Raw genomic sequence first — 17,953 nt, 5'->3', positions numbered from 1 at the left:
ACAAGTAGGAGATGCAAGGTGAACGCTTAGTCCACCACGCATTAAATGCTCACACTGTATCAAGTTATTTTAGCGTGTGCATCGTGGCGATTTGATGGTTAAACTTATGAATTCACTTACAATTTATTCCATACTGATAAGCACATTGACTTTTAGAGCAGAAACACGCCTATTTGATTAGTGATACGAACGGCGTTTACTCGATTTGGGGGAGATGTTTTCGTGAAATAGTTGGCATTATATTTTCGTTGAACGTATCAGAGGCAGATCTAAGGTACTCGAATCAACAATCGGCTTAAGCAATAGCACAACGATACAAACCACCGCCGACATTAAAGATTTGTAGTTTATATTCAATGCATTAGTTTGCAAAAACTAAAAAACCGCCAGTTGAGGCGGTTCTTTAGGCGTACAATTCAAAACATTGATACTACGCCATGCGAAGGCGATCATAAAATGCGGGGTACTTACTGCGTATGTGACGCTGCTCATCGACCATATGTTTGAATGACGGCCCTTTATCAAGCTTTATAATAACTTCAGCCCCATCGAATCTCAAAACGGAGCCTACAATATTTACATCACGGTTATTATGGAGAGATAGTACACCTACCATCTCATCACCTATCTTCAGGTGTGACGCATCTTTCATGATGACACGAATGCCACCTTCAGACACCTCACTAACGCGGTATCTTTCCTTTTCGAAACAAACGCTTGGCCTAGCACGTGGTGGATATTTAAGGCGGTAGAATTGTCGTTTATCTACTGCGCTCATGCTTGAAGTCCCTATATTCATTATTTCCTTAGCCATCTCACGTTAGCGAAATTGTCCTTTAAGCGACATCATTTGATTAATACGCAAGGTGCTAACTCATATTTATCGACTTTATATCAAATTACTTAATATTTTTCTAAGCTAACTGAGGGTTCGAGCAACTTAACGCGCAAAACTTAATCAATAACGCATCCGCGAGCAGTAAAATCTATATACCTAGCATGCCATTCCACATCATTCCTACCGCGAGAAGAGCCACACTACTTAGCGCGCACGCACCTAACTTTTCTTTCCCAATAAATGGCATAGTCCCCTGCTCTCTCTTGGCTAAAACATAAAAATATAGCCCTGGAACATACAGTACGGCTGAAAGCAGTAAATAATTAAGCCCTGAAGCATAGAGGAGCCAAATACCGTAAATAGTCGCCCCTACCCCGATAAGCAGCAAACTGCCTTTGTTCTTTTCTGCTATTGCGAGCTTTAACACAAACGCACCTACCAGAAAATAAGGGACCAAAATCATTTCAGAGGCGATAATCAGCAGGGTATCGTACGTACTGCCCGCGAACATCACAACAATCAGAGAAATCTGAATCCAGATATTCGTCAACAACAGCGGTTTTACAGGGCTTCCTGCTTGATTCAATTTGGCATAAGCCTTAGGGAACATCTTCTCTTTAGCACACAAGTATGGCGCTTCAGAAGCAAGTACCGTCCAACTTAGAAACGCACCGCACACAGAGATTAAAAGACCGACACTGATGATGTATTGACCCCATGGACCAAGAATATGCGTCAACACTTTCGCCATAGAAGGGTTTTGGTACTCTGCAAGCTCTGTGGGCTTAATGACACCCATCGAAAGCAGCGTGACACATACATAAATAGCCAATGCCGTCAAAAGACCAAGTATGGTGGCTCTGCCAATATCCTTACGGTTGCGAGCGCGGCTTGAAACGACAACCGCCCCTTCTATCCCGATAAACACCCATACCGTAACAAGCATGGTGCTTTTTACCTGAGAAAGTAGGTCGTGTTCTTGACCAAAATGAACACCGGTAAAGTCGAGATAAAAGGTATCCCAGCTAAACGCGACTAACGCGCAAAAAACAAATATTAATAAAGGAATCAGCTTTGCGAATGTGGTCACCATATTGATGAGCGCTGCGGTCTGGACGCCTCGCAACACTAATGCGTGAACCATCCAAAGTAAGCAAGAGGCACCAGCAATGGAAACCCAGGTGTTACCCTGACCAAATATGATGGAATCTGGAGTGTCGAAGAGCATCCCCAACGTGCTGAATACAATGACAAGGTATGAAACGTTGGCAAGCATCGCACTCAGCCAGTAACCCCAAGCAGAACAGAACCCGACAAAATCACCAAAGCCAGCTTTTGCATAACCGAATACACCACTGTCTATTTCAGGCCTTTTGGACGCCAATTTTTGAAACGAAAGGGCGAGAAAAATCATGCCGACGCCGGTAATTATCCAGCCAATCATTACGGCGGCAGGGCTCGCCACAGAAGCCATGTTTTGTGGCAAACTAAACACTCCAGCCCCTATCATTGAACCAATGACGATGGCAGTGAGCGAACTAAGACCTAATTTGTTATCCATTATAATTATCCGGGTGTAATAGGTTTCTATTTTTCAGGAGAGGCATTTTACGCTGAATCTAGCGTGACAGGCAGAGCGACTGTGAGCTGTATCTCGGAGATAAGGGGGAAAAACCCACTTTCATTGTCACCGATCAAACCTCTAAGTGACATTATAGTAATTTACGTCTACTTATTGAAAACAAAACTTCCAGTAAAAACTAAATGAAAATGTTTTTTTGGAATATTAAACCAAAAATAAACTTATTATCCACATTATTAGAACAACTCTTTATCTAAACGGATGATCAAAAAAGGCAGCCTAATAGGCTGCCCAGATAAAATGAGTCAGGTGAATTTACAACAGAATCTCATCGCCTCTTAATGATGACGATCGTCATACTGATCAGAGAACTCGACTTGCTTATAGACATCGGCCAATGTTTTCGCTTTGGCCTTATGACTACGTTTACGTTTCTCAACACAGCAGCAATCCGCTTGATGTTGAATGGCTCTCTCATGCGCTTTGGCTGATTGAATAAACTCTGGATCTTGCAACGCCTTTTGACGCAGGCGGTTAACGCGTTCAATGGTTTCCCACAACATATGCCACCTCCTCTACCTGTTTATAAAACCAGTATAGACAAAGAGGCATAATCGTCAATAAAAACTGTCTATTTATACAGGCTAGGTGGCAATATTGAGCTGATTATTTGTCACACCATTCACTCTAAACCAGCCCGCAATACTATAGCGTTCTGTATTGGTAGGAAGAACTTCATGTGGAAATTGCTCTGAAAAGAATACAACCAACCGCCCTGCTTTTGGCGCGACTTTGACAAGTTGATTGTCGTTAAGATCATAAACCACTAACTCGCCACCATCTGACTCACACCATTCTTCGTTCAAGTAGAACACAATGGTCAATCTTCGGTTTCGGTTGTTCTGGAAGCTGTCTAAATGTTTTTGGTAAAAGTCGCCGATGTCATATTTAGCGAAATGAGCTTCAAACTCGAATAAACCAAGAAAGAAATGTCGATTGGCTTCTAAGCGGAGCGTTTCCATTTTATTTAGAAAACCACTGACAGACGGGGTCATATCAGTAGTTAGCCACTGAATCTTGTCACTACGAATACTCGTTTTTCGCACCGCTTCTTCATTTCGACCAATACGTGCTTGTTTCCATTCGTCTGGAATGCATTCCCTTAAACTGGCGACTTCTTTCGCGTCTAGAAAGTCATCCCAAACGTAATAGCCGTCGCCAAACAGAGCATCAATAAGCTGGTTCATTCGTAAAAGAATTCTAATTATTTGAAAATAAGAACAGCCTTATACAGAACTGTTCTTATTTGCTTCAAATCAGCTTTTTTGCCCTGACGACAATAATTACTTATGTCATCTATAAACGTGTCAGGTTGAGTTCGACTTCTGAGCCCAGCCAATAGGCGTAGTCTGTATGATCTTTGTAATCATCATCGGTGACAGCATGAACCAGTACAGTGAGATCCCCTCTTGCGCTATCTAACCAAGGGATTAATTGATCAAATTCGCTGCGGCTAAATTCGACCGCAAAGCTCCACATAAGATGAGGGCCAACAAGCTTCTGGTGGAAATTACCAACTGGCATGTTGAGCTCTGTGCTAATACGATTTCTTATCGAAGATGCGAAGTCGCTGCTGTCTTGATTGAAATAGACGTGAGCATGATATTTTTCGTGTTGATTGATTGGATATGTCATTAGCTTTGTTGCATAGGTTTAAACACGAAGATAATAACACTAATTCTCATTCTCGCCTAACTCACTAAGCCTCTTTCCACGGCATATTTCGCTAATTCAGCTGTACTGTGAAGATCGAGTTTGTGTTTAATGTTCTGGCGGTGCGTCTCAACAGTCCGATAACTGATATCGAGCAAAGAAGCGACTTTTTTACTGCTGTGACCTTGCGCGACTAACTTGAGCACCGCCTCTTCTCGGCGACTCAAAGGGTTCGGTTTTTCTGCCACAGGAAACACTTCCTGAGAAAATAGAGTCTGCGTGACCGATTCGCAAAAATACGTCGAGCCTTGATTCACGGTTTTAATGGCTTGAACCATTTTCTCTGCACTGATTTCTTTCAGCATGTAACCCACTGCGCCAACCTGCATCACTTTCATGATGTACTCTCGATTGTCATGCATGGTGAGCATCAACACTTTTGCGCTTGGGTTCTCTTCACGTATTAAACTGGTCGCTTCAATGCCATTCATCACTGGCATACTTACATCCATCAAAACCACATCGGGTTGTAATTCTCGCACCGTGTTTACGGCATCCAAGCCATTGCTTGCTGTACCAATAACTTCTATTTCTGGCTCTATCTGCAGACGCGCGATAAATCCATCCAAAACGACTTGATGATCGTCGACGATGACTACTTTGATTGTGTTATCCATTCACTAATCCATCCAACTGTAAAAGAACCGTAATTTCGGTGCCAAAACCCGGTTCACTTTCTATTTCGAAATCTCCGCCAATAAATTCCACGCGCTCACGCATGTTACGAAGTCCAATACCGTCACTTCGTATCGCATGGTTAACGTCAAACCCGACGCCATCATCACGGATAATCAGCTGAAGCATATTCCCCATCTGCTGCAGTATCACGCTGACTTTGCTCGCATTGGCGTGTTTTTCTATGTTTGTGAGCGATTCTTGCGCGATACGATACAACGTTGTCGCCACTTCCGACTTCAGCTTCCCCGCTTGAGTCGACAGCGACGCTTCGATGTCCGCCCCCGAATGTGCTTTGTAATCTTGTAATAAACTGTTTATTGCGGCTTGCAAACCAATATCATCAAGCGCGCTTGGGCGTAATTGATGTGAAATATTGCGTACTTCATTAATTGCTGTCGTTAAAGATTGCTGCGACTTGAGCAAATGCTGACGTAGCTGAGGGTTATCAATTTTGCTGCTCAATAGGTCAAGGTGACACTTGCTCGACACAAGCAGTTGATTAATACCATCATGTAATTCTCTGGCTAAGTGTTTTTTCTCATCTTCTTGAAACATCACGGTTTTATGTGCCAGTTCTTTCAAGCTTTTATCCGCGAGCCGATGTTCATGTAAGTTGACCGCTAAGGTGATCACCAAGATCACCGCTACCGTCACGATAACGATAATCACAACGGTAAAAAATGTGGTTTCGATATTGGTATTAATTTCCTGTTGGAGTCGGCTAACTTCATACGATATGTCTTCAACATAAAGTCCCGTACCGATCATCCACTGCCATTCATCCAGCCAAGCGGCATAGCTGAGTTTAGGAACGTTTTCACCTGTCGACGGTTTTTGCCACAAATACTGATGAAAGCCACCTCCACTTTTGGCCTGATGCAAAAGCGTTTCAATGAGGTAATCGCCACTCTCATCCTGAAGTGCGATTAAATTCTTCCCAACAAGATGAGGGAGAATTGGGTGAACTAAGTTTGTGCCATCTCCGTCATAGACAAAAAAGTAACCGTCTTTGCCATAACGCAGTTTGTCGACAATCTCTTTTACGCTTTGCTTGGCAACGTCTTCTGGAAGAGAGGGATCGTTGTAAATGTGCGAAATGGCATCAATGACTAAATCCACGCGATCTTTTAAGGCGGTCTCTTTAGAATTGATTAAGCCTTCCTTGAAAAGCTCTACCTCATTTTCACCCAACGTTTGCGCTTGATATATGGATATCCAGCTGGTCATGGCTGTCACTAACAACAACGGCAATAAACTGAGCAATATTAGCTTCGCCTGTAGATGCATTCTCTTCCCTTTAATACAACAAAAGCTGCTTACCCTACGATAAGCAGCTTCACTATATCAACAGTGGTTAATATTATGTAACTAAGGCGTCACATTCCATAAAATTCAGGGAAAACCAATAAGCTAGTGAGCACAACGATTTGGATAGCGATAAATGGCATCACACCTCGGTAGATATCTCGCGTCGACACGGATGCTGGTGCAACCCCTTTCAAATAGAACAAGCTAAAGCCAAATGGCGGTGTCAGGAACGAGGTTTGCAAGTTCATCGCAATAAGAATCGCAAACCAAGTCATGTTGATGCCTAGTATCTCCGCAATTGGCGCCAAAATTGGGACGATGATGAAACAGATTTCTACGAAGTCGATGAAGAATCCTAAAATCAAAATCACCAACATGGTAATGATTAGGAATCCCCATTTGTCGCCAGGTAACTGAAGCATCCATTCTTCTACCAGATAGTCGCCACCCGTGTAAGTAAACGCCATCGAGAAAGCGGTCGCGCCTAAAAGTATGGCGAATACCATCGCTGTGACTTTTACCGTCTCTTTAGACGCGTCGTACACCATACTCCAACTAAACTGACGGTATAAAATGGCCAGCACAATTGCGCCTGCACCACCCAATGCCGCAGATTCTGTTGGCGTTGCAATACCCGCAAATATGGAACCAAGCACAACAACGATCAAAGCTAAAGGCGGAATAATCGCTTTGAGTGCGGTTAGAACCTCTTGCTTACGACTCACTGAGCCATCACTTGGTATCGGTTGTGCTGCTTCTGGGTTTAATTTGGCGTAAATAAGGATGTAGATAACGTAAGCGCCAACCAAGACAAGACCCGGCCAAACAGCGGCTTGGAAAAGATCGCCCACAGGCACACCAAGCACATCCCCCAGAAGAATCAGAACGATGGAAGGGGGAATGATTTGCCCAAGCGTGCCAGACGCACAGATTGTGCCGCACGCTAACCCTTTATCATAATTGTACTTCAGCATAACAGGCAGTGAGATTAAGCCCATTGCCACAACAGAAGCTCCAACAACACCCGTTGATGCCGCAAGCAGCGCGCCAACTAAAACGGTCGAAATGGCGATACCACCACGTACACCACCAAACAGCCTGCCCATTGATTCAAGCAACTGCTCAGCAAGACGTGTTTTTTGCAGTACCAACCCCATAAAAACAAAGAGTGGAACCGCCATCAGCACGGTGTTTTCCATAATGGATTGAATTCGGTATGGCATAAAGGCAAACATTTCTATGCCCTCTGCCCACACACCAAATATTAGTGCGATACCACCAAAGGTAAACGCAACAGGAAAGCCAAGCAGCAACGCAAACAAGGCCACAAAAAACATTACTATACCGATCATGGACTTCTCCTACTGCTTATCGATGCTGTTGGTGTGCAATAAATGCGGGTGGATAATTTTATTTAATGAGTGCAATAGCAGACCAACACCGCTAACTGCCATAAAGAAGAAAGAGAGAGGAATCATGGCTTTGATGAACCATCTATAGGGTAAACCACCTGGATCGCCCGATGTTTCACCCAGCGCGTAGCTTTCTTTGGCGAAATCAATGCCAAACCACGCCACCAGCAAACAAAATGGGAATAGGAAAACAATCGTACCAAGCAAATCAATGACTGCTTGAGCCTTATGAGATAGGCGCTCGTAGAATAGGTCGACACGAACATGACCTCCCGCTTTTATCGCGTATGGCACACCCAATAAGAACACAGCGGAAAACAGATGCCACTCCATTTCTTGAAACGCGATTGAAACGTCATTGAAGACATAACGCATGACCACATCGTAGACTACGTTCACGAGTAGCAACAAAAACAGCACACTTGATAGCCATCCTAGAAAGTCGCCAAAGCGATTAAATAACCGCTCAATGTATATCAGACTTCTCATTCCCTACTCCCTGGAATTGTGATTTGCGCTACCCAAGTGGATAGCGCGATTATTATGATTTTCTTGGGCCTCCATTAAGTGACAGCGTCACCCAATGGTTTGTTGTATTAAACTATTCTACTTGTGCCGCTTGGTTGTTTAGATATGCGCGGTGAGAGATGTCTGTCCATGAGCGAACTTGTTTCAGGTAATCCGCTTGAGACTTTTGGATTTCCTTAGCCAACGCATCTTCCTCGGCGTGCTTCTTAAGCAGCTTCGCATTTGCCTCACGCATGGCTTGCATTACTGCAGGTGGGAAGTCTTTCACCTGAACATTCGGGTACTCAGTCTTGATGGATACCCAGTTTTTGCCGCTTTCGTGAGTAGCTTGCGTATACATGTCATAAGCTGCGGTTTTCATTGCTACGCGCAGGATCTCACGCAAGTCTTCAGGCAAACGCTCCCATGTACGCTTGTTTACAAGGAACTGAAGCTCTGAACCTGGCTCATGCCAACCTGTGTAGTAGTAAGGGGCGATTTTGTGGAAACCCATGCGTAGGTCCAGAGATGGGCCAACCCACTCCAGTGCATCGATTGTACGGCGTTCAAGCGATGTATAGAGCTCCCCAGGGGCAATATTGGTTGGTTTTGCACCTAGCTCAGCAAGAACTTCACCGGCAAATCCCGGAATGCGCATTTTCAGACCTTGAAAATCTTCAACGGTATTGATCTCTTTCTGGAACCAGCCACCCATCTGTACGTCTGTATTACCACCTGGGAACGACAGTAAGTTATGTGGAGAATACACTTTATCCATCAGCTCCATACCGCCACCATGGTAAAACCACGCGTATTGCTCCGAAGGCGTCATACCAAAAGGCATAGAAGTAAAATAGAGCGTATTCGGCACTTTACCTTTCCAGTAGTAAGAACCAGAGTGGCCCATATCGTACTGGCCAGACTTAACCATATCGAATACACCTAACGGCGCTTTGTGCTTATTGGCAGAGTCGATACGGATTTGTAAACGACCATTCGACATTTTTTCAGCCATCGCTGCCATGTTCTTCGTCGCATCACCAAAAACTGGGAAGTTTGGTCCCCAGGTTTCCGCTAATTTAAGGCGATATACTTTTTCCGCGGCTGTTGCTGAAGTAGCCATAACCGCTAATGCCGCCGCAACGGCAGTGCCTTTCAGCACACGTTTGATAGATTGCTTGATTAAACTCATGTTCACGTCCTTTGTTAAACGACTTCTTTCTTAAAGAAATTCCTGTTTCGATGACAGAATGAAACAAGTTGAAGAGAGAAAAAATCAGCGTGAACACGGAAACCATTAACAATCTAAGAAGCCATAAGACAAAATAGATACGTATTTGTACGTAGTACATATGGGACAACTGTTAACATAAACGTGTTATACAGAGAGTTATAGTATGTAGCGAAGTGACACTAAACGGGGATAGTACTTAGTTAACTCTTGAAGGAAAGAGTCTAAAAACATGTCATTTATGTGACATAGAAAGGAACAGCCATACTAGGCGTGAATAGCAAAAGCCTCGAATAACTCGAGGCTTTTTAAAGATATGTCCCTGATTATCAGCAATCAAGGTTTATCGGCAATACTTAAAGAGCTTTGTAGATAACTTTGTTACCTGCTAGTTGCTCTTTAACTACTAGGTTTTCATCTAGAAGTTTTTTTAGAGCACCTGTCGCCCATGAAGCCGCTTTAGTGTCTTCTTGGCCAGCTGCCAGACCGATACCTTTCGGATTGATACCTTCAGCATTCGCTACAACGATATCAAGAACTTGTTGCTGTTTTGGCGTTAAAGCAATGTCTGTTGCTTTCGCTACTACAACTTTCTCCGCTGCTGGTTTTACAGCTACTTTTTTCTCAACTTCAGGCTTCGCTTTCTTTGTTGCTTCAACATTTGCAACTGCTGCTTTAATGCGCTTTTGCAGTTTCATCTGTACTTTGCGCTTGTGAGCAAGTCTCATCGAGTATTTCTCCAGTTCACTGCATACGGAGCAGTGGTGAAAATTTGAAGCGCGTTTTATACCAAAATTTTGCCACCATTTACAGGGCATCGGCGGCTTATTCGGGGAAAAATACGCGATATGCCGTTATAAGACTACAATTTAAACAGACAAGTTATGTTCACCCATCGGAGTACTGAATAAATAAACAGAGGTTTGACCATTAAAAGAGAACACGTATGAAAACGCTTCATCTGAGCAATCAACCATTGAACCTTAACTCACCAGTCATGAAACTGATGATGTGGCTGTTTATCATCGTGTTGCTGTTTTTGATCATGTATTCGCCTGGCTGGCAACAAGCAGTCTTGACTGCAATTACCGTCCTCTCGATATTAGGTTTTGGCTACCTAATGATAAAAAAAGCGACCGTTTCTTACACGCTGACGCCCTTTCATTTCCAGCAACATCTGTTTAAGGGAGGTTGGGTTGTCAAATGGAATAACATTAGCGACATTGGTATTTGTCAATACGACCAAGACGGATGGCAATACCCACTGCCTTGGATTGGTTTCAAATTAAAACACTACACGCCATACCTAATGAGTATTTGTCCTAGGATTGCCACTGAATTGCTGTTAAGCCAACGAGCCCTTCTTTACTTAGGCGCTAAGCAGCATCAAAAGGAAATTCAGTTTGAAGATATCGTGCTCGACGCCAAGCCCTTCAGAAGCTCTAATGGCGAAGTGCTTTATGGGTTACAAGCGATGCTCGCGAATCGGATGAAGTATCAACGAAGTTATTATGGCTACGATGTCTTCATTTCGACCCGAGATTTAGACCGCTCTCCAGAAGAATTTGTCGGACTTATCAGGCGATATTTAGCGGCCGCAGAGCCTGACGAGTAGGTGCATTTTGTATAAAGAGTGGCTCTATAAGCAGAAAGCAAAATGGCCGCCGAAGCGACCATTATTAATCTATAGACCACGATTAGTAAAGTGGCATTTCATCTGCAACAAATGGGTTTGAAGCACGCTCATGTCCAAATGTTGATTCTGGGCCGTGTCCCGGAACAAAGCGTACGTCTTTGCCCAATGGCCACAACTTGCTTTTGATCGAGTTGATCAACGTATTAAAGTCACCTTTCGGGAAGTCAGTACGACCAATCGAACCATTAAACAGAACGTCACCAACAAACGCGAGCTTGGCTTCTTCACTGAAAAGAACAACATGCCCTGGGGTGTGACCTGGTGTATGGATCACATCCAAAACTTGCTTACCAAAGTGAATCTTATCGCCTTCTTGTAGCCATTTATTTGGCTCGAATGCCTTTGTAAGCGGGAAGCCAAACATTTGGCTTTGTCCTTCTAGCCCCTGTAACCAGAAGTTATCGTCTTTATGTGGGCCAACAATCTCCACTCCACCCAGTTCAGCGGCAAGCGGCTCTGTACCACCCACATGATCCAGATGTCCGTGAGTGAGTACCAAATTAACAACGTTAATACCCAGTTCTTTAATGATCACAACAAGCTGTTTTACATCACCGCCCGGATCAACCACAATCCCATCCATGGTTTCATCACACCATACGATAGAGCAGTTTTGCGAGAACGAGGTAACCGGAACGACTTGATACTTCAGTGACATACATTGACCTTAATAGAAATCATAACTAGCGAAACTATGACATCTAGCAAGGTCTTTGACAACCTTATGTTCGCGCTGAAAAGTTCGGTAACAGAGCAATGTAACGATGGCGTATTGGCTTTTTGTAGTTACGACCAGTACCGAACCGGACCGGTATCAATGTGGATAAAATTACTTCTAGGGTAGTATCCAACGCCACCTGCTTTCATGCTCAAAGCGGCATCACGCAATGTTTTTAGTGGGACGCCATCTAAACGAAAATCGATCGCCTGACCAAGAGTATGATAGCTTTTCTTCGCCACACTGGAAGACTTGGCTCTTAGTGAGGCATTGGTCGCAGGCGCGCGGTACGCAGAGATCACTAACACTTCTGCACTGACGCCTAACTTTGCCTGAATCAAAGAGATTTGGTCAAAAAGATGCTTATCCATTTGATGAACTTCATTTCGGCGATAATCACGACAGATATTATCAAGGCGAGTCAGCTCTTTTTTCACGTAGTTCTGACCATCGTAGTAGCATGTTTCTAACGCTTCACCAGTGTTGATATTGTTAAGCGCCAATTCGCGGCGTAGATCAGGATACGAAGCGAGAGCCAAACCCGGCGCACAACTCGCCACAGCCAACCCACAACCTGTTAACTTGAGAAAATCTCTACGAGAATAATTCACTGCTAAATGCCTTCAAACTTATTATTCATTAGGTGTTAGCCTGACACCTTACTGAACTCTAATATGAAGTGCAAATGCATAAAACGTGCACATTTGACGGATAATTCAGCACTTTTTTGCTTACCCATTGAACAGGTTAGAAAAAAGTGCCGCACTAAAATACACGAATTAAGTGATCATTATCCTTTAGATGCACTGAATGAATCGAGATGATAAATATCTTCTCGGTAATGGGTTTTGCCTTCTTCATACCACGCAGTTTGGTAGATGATATGAACAGGAATGCCTTTACGTAACGGAATGGCTTTGTTCGATTGTTGATTAAACTCAGCCACTTTAGTTTGGGATATACCTTGTGATTTAAGTAGTCGATCCGCAAACACGTCAGCATGTTCCACACGGATACAGCCAGAACTAAAGGCACGTTGATCGCTTTGGAACAAACCTTTGCTTGGCGTATCATGCAGATAGATGGCCCGACTATTAGGGGTATTAAACTTATACAAACCTAAAGCGTTGTGATAACCCGAGCGCTGCGTCATACGATAAGGAAAGGCTTTGGGATTAACGCTCGCCCAATTGATTTCTGTTGGATCAATCCTTTCCGAAGAACCCCACTTTGGCAAAATCTCTATATTTTGTCTGTACAAGTACATGGGATCACGTTTCACTTTAGGGATGATATCTTCCACCATGATTTTCCATGGTACATTCCAAGTTGGGTTCAGAATCAACGCATTTAAGTTGGTCACCATGACAGGTGTTGGCCGTGCCTTTTTACCTACCACAACTTTAGATTCAAACACTTGCTCCCCATTAGACCAATACTTCATATCGTAGCTTGGAACATTGACCACAATAATGGTGTCTCTGGCTTTAGGCCAATAGCGCGTGCGTTCTGCATTGAGAGCAAGTTGACTCAATCGAGAATCAATCGACATATTGATCCACTTGATCGTCTTAGGCCCAATTACGCCATCGGGTTTTAGGCCATGTAAACGCTGAAAACGTTTTACCGCAGACTCAAGCGCTGCGTCATACTCCATAAGATCGCGTGGTACATCACTCAGGTCTACGTCAACTAACTCCAATCTCGCCAGTAGTGTGTCTCTGTCTTCGAGAAGATCACCCTCTCTCTTTAACCCGGTCTGTTGGTAAAAAGGTAAATCAACCTTTTGGAAATTAATCAGTGCCAGATAGCTCTCGATCAACTGTTTATAATCTGGTGAATCCGGCGTGTAGGCATCAATGACTTCTGCTAGCTGCTGGTTTTCTATCGCACGTTCCAGTGTCATTAATGAGCTTTCTAAGATAGGTCGAATCGGCTTGTCCAACTGCGTGCCAAAAAACCAATCTTTGCCTTCTGACTTCGCTTTTTCGGCATAGTTTAAGTAGAGCAACAGTGTGTCTGTTGCGAGCAGATCGTATTCATGCCAACGATTGCTCTTTCTGAAGTACTGTAAATAGCTCAGCTGGCGCTCAAACAGCGGGCTAAACCCTGCACGCTGAATCACTTCCAGCCGAAACTCTAGGCTACTGCCCTGATGTAAATCAAACCAGATAAGTTGGTTGCCATTTTTCTGATACACCTGTTCCAACTCATCTTGGTAATGAATGAGATTGGTCAACTCACTTTGTTCCTTTACCCAACCGAGTTGCTCAAAGTAATCTGAGGCCGACACTGATAATGGCAGCAAGACAACTGTTAGTAACCACGTTCTCCATTTCAACATTGATGCTATTTCCCTTGTTATTCTTTTTTAACAAAGTATGGCAGAGATTGGTGACGTCGGCATGACTAGTTTTACAGAAATGCGAAAATGCACCTAGATTCATAAATATAGGTAAATTTAATTGAGCGTTTAATCGGTAGATAAGAGAGAAGTAACACTAAGAATGAAAGACAAAATGAGCAAAAACCAGAAGCCTTGTCGCGTTAAACTTTCCCGACAAGGCTTCTCCTATACAAGTGATTGAATTTACAAAGTAGCGTCCGTGATATTTATGAAGGAATAGCCGACCAGTGATTGTCCCACTGAACATCCGAACGAATCATACTTTTCTGATTTGGCGAGTTCTGCGTTACCACGCTCCCTACCCCCGAGCTGACTCGAAATTCTCCATTGCGAGCCACAACACCCGACGCATCAGAAAGTGAAGACAACTCGACCAGTTTCTGGGTTCGCTTAGACCAGATGCCATAGCAGTTCCCGCGTGGTGACGTTGCTAAAATCCATTCTTCTGTCGCCGCGATACTGGCAATGTAATGATTGAATCTAGACCACTCTTCCGGTTCTGCTTGAAGTGGGATCAACTCTCCTCCACGGGTATGCATTGCTAATAATGACGGGTATTCGTCAGGCTCGCCTCGATATTGCTGACCGCACAGAACCGTTTTATCTCCATCATGTGCCAAATGGCGAATGCTCAGGTGATTATCAGGCAATGCGTGCTGATCGATCAGTTCCCCGTTCGTGTTTAAATAACTTAAACTTGGCGTCATAGTTGCGATGTTAAGCGGTTCTCTGCCATTGGTGTGAACACCCCCGACGCCGATCACAATCGCGTCATCTGGCATGACAATCACCTCATGCGGGCCCAAGCCAAAGCCAGTAAATTCTGCGACCTTGGTATACCGTGCCTGCACATCATAAACACCAATGATGCCTCGACTCGTGCCACGCTCGCCTTCGGTCACGTAAAGCCACTGTCCATCGTTAGAATACACACCGTGACCGTAGTAATGTCGGTTGCTTGCAGCGGGTACGGCTTTCATCACTTCACCAGAATCATAGTCAAATACGACCATAAATGTGCCAGGTCGCCTAGCAAACGCCACAGCATGACGAGCAGTTGCATTCACTGCCACGCCATGACCACGACCTGGTAGCGGGACTTCTCTTATGAGATTCCCTTGATCATCAGCAACAACGGCGGAGAACTTATCCCTACCTTTCAGTGAACAACCAATAAGTGCTGAAGATGGATTTTCTGCTCTAGACACACACCCAAATGGCAGTACTGGTACAGCCGCCCCCAACAGCGCGGCTTTGAGCAAGTTACGCCTTGTATTATCAGTCACCATCTGTTGCATTGAATCCTATTACGACACCTAATTCGACCGCCACTTCTTCGTGGATAAGATATTTTAGCTGTTCGAGCTTGTTAAACTGCGCATACGCAATCCTGTAGCCCTCTTTGGTTTGCAACAAATCAAATAAGCTCTTGTCAGTCGGCCACGTGGATAATGTCACATCAAACTGATTTACAACCCTATCAGCCAGCTCTGCTTTCCCTCTCTCTCTCAGTAGGAGGTCAAGCCCTTTGCCTTTCGCAAAATAGAGTGATTGCATCGCTTTAACGTTTTCTTGAAGGTTAAGCATTGAGGTTTTGGAGCGCCAAGATTCAGAAAAATAAGGTCGAGGCTTGCCGAAGGTTGCTAACGGACGGCTAAGCTTTTTCATGCTGTATTCGAGCTGATTAGATAGCAACGCAATGTATTCCGATAACCACGCCTTTTCATCAAGCTCAGCCCAAGGGTTTTGCTGCCATGCCGACGCGATCGTGTTCGCATTTCGGCTTAAGTTCTGTGCGATAGCCACACCTGTCTGGCAACTGGTTGACTGCAAGCTTAGATCAGATGACGGGTCATACAACATCCATTCAATGGCACCCAAACCTTGAACGGTCACACTCTGCTGAGCAATTTCTGTTGCAGTCCATGTTTTTTCTTGTGTCGTTAAAGATGCCATCTTACGACCCGTTGTGTTTTTCTTGTCAGGCCAAAACTGAATATTCCAGCTCTGCTCCAATGCCGTTTCAGGGCCACGTTCTTGACCTTGAAGTGCCATCCAAGCAAGCATGGTTTCATGCCACTCTTTTTTCAGCCTATCAGCCGTCGCATCGTTTGAGCAGAACTCGGTAAAACGTGTTTGGAGGCTCTCAGCCTGCAACGCAAAGTGGTGAGCGTAAGCATACTCAACTTCATAGACGCTCTGGCTAGCATGAGACGTTTGTTCAGCCTGCGCAGCATTTGTGTTGTTAGACTGGCAACCCGTGATGGTTACAGCTGCCAGAATCGAGAGAGTGATTTTATTCATCGAGGTTCCTTACAATGAAATCAAAAACGCGATAAGTGCTTCACGTTCTGATTGGTTAAACTTAAGCACGTTCTGTTTTGCTGTTTCTGCTTCGCCGCCATGCCAAAGAACCGCTTCCATCATATTGCGAGCGCGTCCATCATGTAAGAAATAGGTATGGCCATTCACTTCTTGTGTGTACCCAATGCCCCATAGCGGTGCTGTACGCCATTCTTGACCGTTCGCCAAATATTCAGGACGATTATCGGCCAGTCCTTCTCCCATATCGTGAAGCAACATATCAGTGTACGGGTGAATGGTTTGTTCAGACAGTGAAGGTAATCCTTCTCGTTTCGCTGTTTTCACATCCGTTTTATGGCAACTTTCACAGCCAGAGTCCGCAAATAGCTGTTGCCCTAATTTCACTTGTTCATCGTTGATGTTACGACGAATCGGCACCGCGAGATGCTGAGAGTAAAACTCAACGAAGTTCAGAATTTTGTCGCTCACTTCTGGGCTTCCACCGTTTGGCAGATCTGCGCACAGCGATTGGTTTGCGGTACAGTTCTCGTGTGGGAACAACGTGCTGGTTAACCCAACGTCACCATTAAATGCTGCGGCATTTTGTTGCATGAGCGTTGGTTGACCCGCTTTCCAACCAAAACGTCCTATTGCAAAGTCTTTCTTCTGCACATCCCAAACAACATTCAGCTTTCCGGATATACCATCGCCATTAGTATCGTTTTCATCAGCCCACGTCTTTAACGTTTCGTCTGGAATGCTTTCTAGTAAACCCAAACCTATCATGGGTGGCGCAACGCGTGCGGACAGCTGAGTATCTGGGTGCATTTTTCCATACCCAAGATCGGTAATCTCTACCAAAGGTTTACGCAACGTCACTTCCGTTCCGTCTTTAAACTTCACAGGGACATCGGTATAGGTAATCTTAACTTGGCCTTCAGGCGTTTGATCCTGAAGGGCGAAATCTTGTAGTTGGCCGCCGTATGTTGGCTCTGGAATCACACCATCTTTGATATAGGCTTTCTTTTGCTCTGGCGTCATGGCTGGAATACTTAGGCGTACCAACATGGAAACTGCATGCAGATCATTCTCTTCTGGTGGATGACCACGCCCATCTTTAATGTGGCAATTTTGACAGCCGTTAGTATTGAACAATGGACCTAAGCCATCACGCGCTTCGGTTGTGGCTGGCGCTTGAACCCAAGGATTGCGGAAAAAACTGTTGCCGACACTAAAATCGAGTCTTTTAGTCATAGGCAAGTTACCCGCAGGCAGAGAATAGGCGTTGGCGCCATCCTTTTTCACAGACGTATCGCCACCAGACTTAACATCGTAGGCCAATGCTGAAGCACTGATGAAAAGCATCGCGGTCAGAGAAGATTTTATATACAAGCTCATGTCATCACTCTTAGCAGTGCCTTACCTAAATAAGAAAAGATCTCATTAAAAGTAAGGGTATAAAAACAGCAAAAAGGGCTCGTTGGGGAGCCCTTAAAATT

The 17,953-nt window shown here is 44.4% G+C and carries 18 protein-coding genes; 1 reads left to right on the top strand and 17 read right to left on the bottom strand.

Annotation, left to right across the window (positions count from 1 at the left end; translation table 11 throughout):
- Positions 1–430 precede the first annotated feature (430 nt).
- The 11 genes from NP165_RS05845 to NP165_RS05795 all read right to left on the bottom strand — a co-directional run bounded on the left by NP165_RS05845 (position 431) and on the right by NP165_RS05795 (position 10,057).
- Positions 431–778, bottom strand: a complete 348-nt coding sequence (locus NP165_RS05845) for a PilZ domain-containing protein (protein ID WP_257085380.1) — start codon at positions 776–778, stop codon at positions 431–433.
- 208 nt (positions 779–986) lie between these two features.
- A complete protein-coding gene (locus NP165_RS05840; protein ID WP_257085379.1) occupies positions 987–2,399 on the bottom strand; it encodes a basic amino acid/polyamine antiporter in 1,413 nt (470 codons plus the stop codon).
- 359 nt (positions 2,400–2,758) lie between these two features.
- A complete protein-coding gene (locus NP165_RS05835) occupies positions 2,759–2,983 on the bottom strand; it encodes a hypothetical protein (RefSeq protein WP_257085378.1) in 225 nt (74 codons plus the stop codon).
- 81 nt (positions 2,984–3,064) lie between these two features.
- Complete coding sequence (locus NP165_RS05830) at positions 3,065–3,667, bottom strand: 2OG-Fe(II) oxygenase (protein ID WP_257085377.1); 603 nt, start codon at positions 3,665–3,667, stop codon at positions 3,065–3,067.
- Positions 3,668–3,776: 109 nt separating this feature from the next.
- Positions 3,777–4,115 (bottom strand): DOPA 4,5-dioxygenase family protein, encoded by a 339-nt coding sequence (locus tag NP165_RS05825; protein ID WP_257085376.1) that lies wholly within the window; start codon positions 4,113–4,115, stop codon positions 3,777–3,779.
- Between the two features lie 56 nt (positions 4,116–4,171).
- Positions 4,172–4,810 (bottom strand): response regulator transcription factor, encoded by a 639-nt coding sequence (locus tag NP165_RS05820; protein WP_257085375.1) that lies wholly within the window; start codon positions 4,808–4,810, stop codon positions 4,172–4,174.
- The gene (locus NP165_RS05815; protein WP_257085374.1) at positions 4,803–6,158 is read right to left on the bottom strand and encodes a cache domain-containing protein; all 1,356 of its coding nucleotides are present in this window, start codon (positions 6,156–6,158) and stop codon (positions 4,803–4,805) included. The genes NP165_RS05820 and NP165_RS05815 overlap by 8 nt, the downstream gene beginning before the upstream one ends.
- An 89-nt stretch (positions 6,159–6,247) precedes the next feature.
- On the bottom strand, positions 6,248–7,531 hold the full coding sequence (locus NP165_RS05810; protein WP_257085373.1) for a TRAP transporter large permease: 1,284 nt from the start codon (positions 7,529–7,531) through the stop codon (positions 6,248–6,250).
- A 9-nt stretch (positions 7,532–7,540) separates the two neighbouring features.
- Positions 7,541–8,080 carry a TRAP transporter small permease subunit gene (locus NP165_RS05805; protein ID WP_257085372.1) on the bottom strand — a complete coding sequence of 180 codons (540 nt, stop codon included), beginning with the start codon at positions 8,078–8,080 and terminating at the stop codon, positions 7,541–7,543.
- A 112-nt stretch (positions 8,081–8,192) separates the two neighbouring features.
- On the bottom strand, positions 8,193–9,290 hold the full coding sequence (locus NP165_RS05800) for a TRAP transporter substrate-binding protein (RefSeq protein WP_257085371.1): 1,098 nt from the start codon (positions 9,288–9,290) through the stop codon (positions 8,193–8,195).
- A gap of 395 nt (positions 9,291–9,685) precedes the next feature.
- Positions 9,686–10,057, bottom strand: coding sequence for a MarR family transcriptional regulator (locus NP165_RS05795; RefSeq protein ID WP_257085370.1), 372 nt, complete (start codon positions 10,055–10,057; stop codon positions 9,686–9,688).
- A gap of 218 nt (positions 10,058–10,275) precedes the next feature.
- Between NP165_RS05795 and NP165_RS05790 the strand changes: the two genes are divergently transcribed.
- Positions 10,276–10,944, top strand: a complete 669-nt coding sequence (locus NP165_RS05790; RefSeq protein ID WP_257085369.1) for a DUF2982 domain-containing protein — start codon at positions 10,276–10,278, stop codon at positions 10,942–10,944.
- 82 nt (positions 10,945–11,026) lie between these two features.
- Here NP165_RS05790 and NP165_RS05785 read toward each other — a convergent pair whose 3' ends face one another.
- From NP165_RS05785 to NP165_RS05760, 6 genes are all read right to left on the bottom strand, one after another.
- Complete coding sequence (locus tag NP165_RS05785) at positions 11,027–11,683, bottom strand: MBL fold metallo-hydrolase (RefSeq protein ID WP_257085368.1); 657 nt, start codon at positions 11,681–11,683, stop codon at positions 11,027–11,029.
- A 128-nt stretch (positions 11,684–11,811) separates the two neighbouring features.
- Entirely contained in the window at positions 11,812–12,354 is a 543-nt protein-coding gene (gene mepK, locus NP165_RS05780; RefSeq protein WP_257085367.1) for a peptidoglycan L,D-endopeptidase MepK, read from the bottom strand.
- A gap of 179 nt (positions 12,355–12,533) precedes the next feature.
- Positions 12,534–14,087: a L,D-transpeptidase family protein gene (locus tag NP165_RS05775; protein WP_257085366.1), complete on the bottom strand. Its 1,554-nt coding sequence runs from the start codon at positions 14,085–14,087 to the stop codon at positions 12,534–12,536.
- Positions 14,088–14,356: 269 nt separating this feature from the next.
- A complete protein-coding gene (locus NP165_RS05770; protein WP_257085365.1) occupies positions 14,357–15,448 on the bottom strand; it encodes a DUF1513 domain-containing protein in 1,092 nt (363 codons plus the stop codon).
- Positions 15,429–16,454 (bottom strand): imelysin family protein, encoded by a 1,026-nt coding sequence (locus NP165_RS05765; RefSeq protein ID WP_257085364.1) that lies wholly within the window; start codon positions 16,452–16,454, stop codon positions 15,429–15,431. The genes NP165_RS05770 and NP165_RS05765 overlap by 20 nt, the downstream gene beginning before the upstream one ends.
- A gap of 9 nt (positions 16,455–16,463) precedes the next feature.
- Positions 16,464–17,852 carry a di-heme oxidoreductase family protein gene (locus NP165_RS05760; RefSeq protein ID WP_257085363.1) on the bottom strand — a complete coding sequence of 463 codons (1,389 nt, stop codon included), beginning with the start codon at positions 17,850–17,852 and terminating at the stop codon, positions 16,464–16,466.
- Positions 17,853–17,953 lie beyond the last annotated feature (101 nt).

The organism is Vibrio japonicus (genome assembly GCF_024582835.1).
In the GTDB taxonomy this organism is placed as follows: Bacteria; Pseudomonadota; Gammaproteobacteria; order Enterobacterales; family Vibrionaceae; genus Vibrio; species Vibrio japonicus.
Note: the sequence above shows the minus strand (reverse complement) of the source record. Positions and strands in the feature narration are given on the sequence as shown.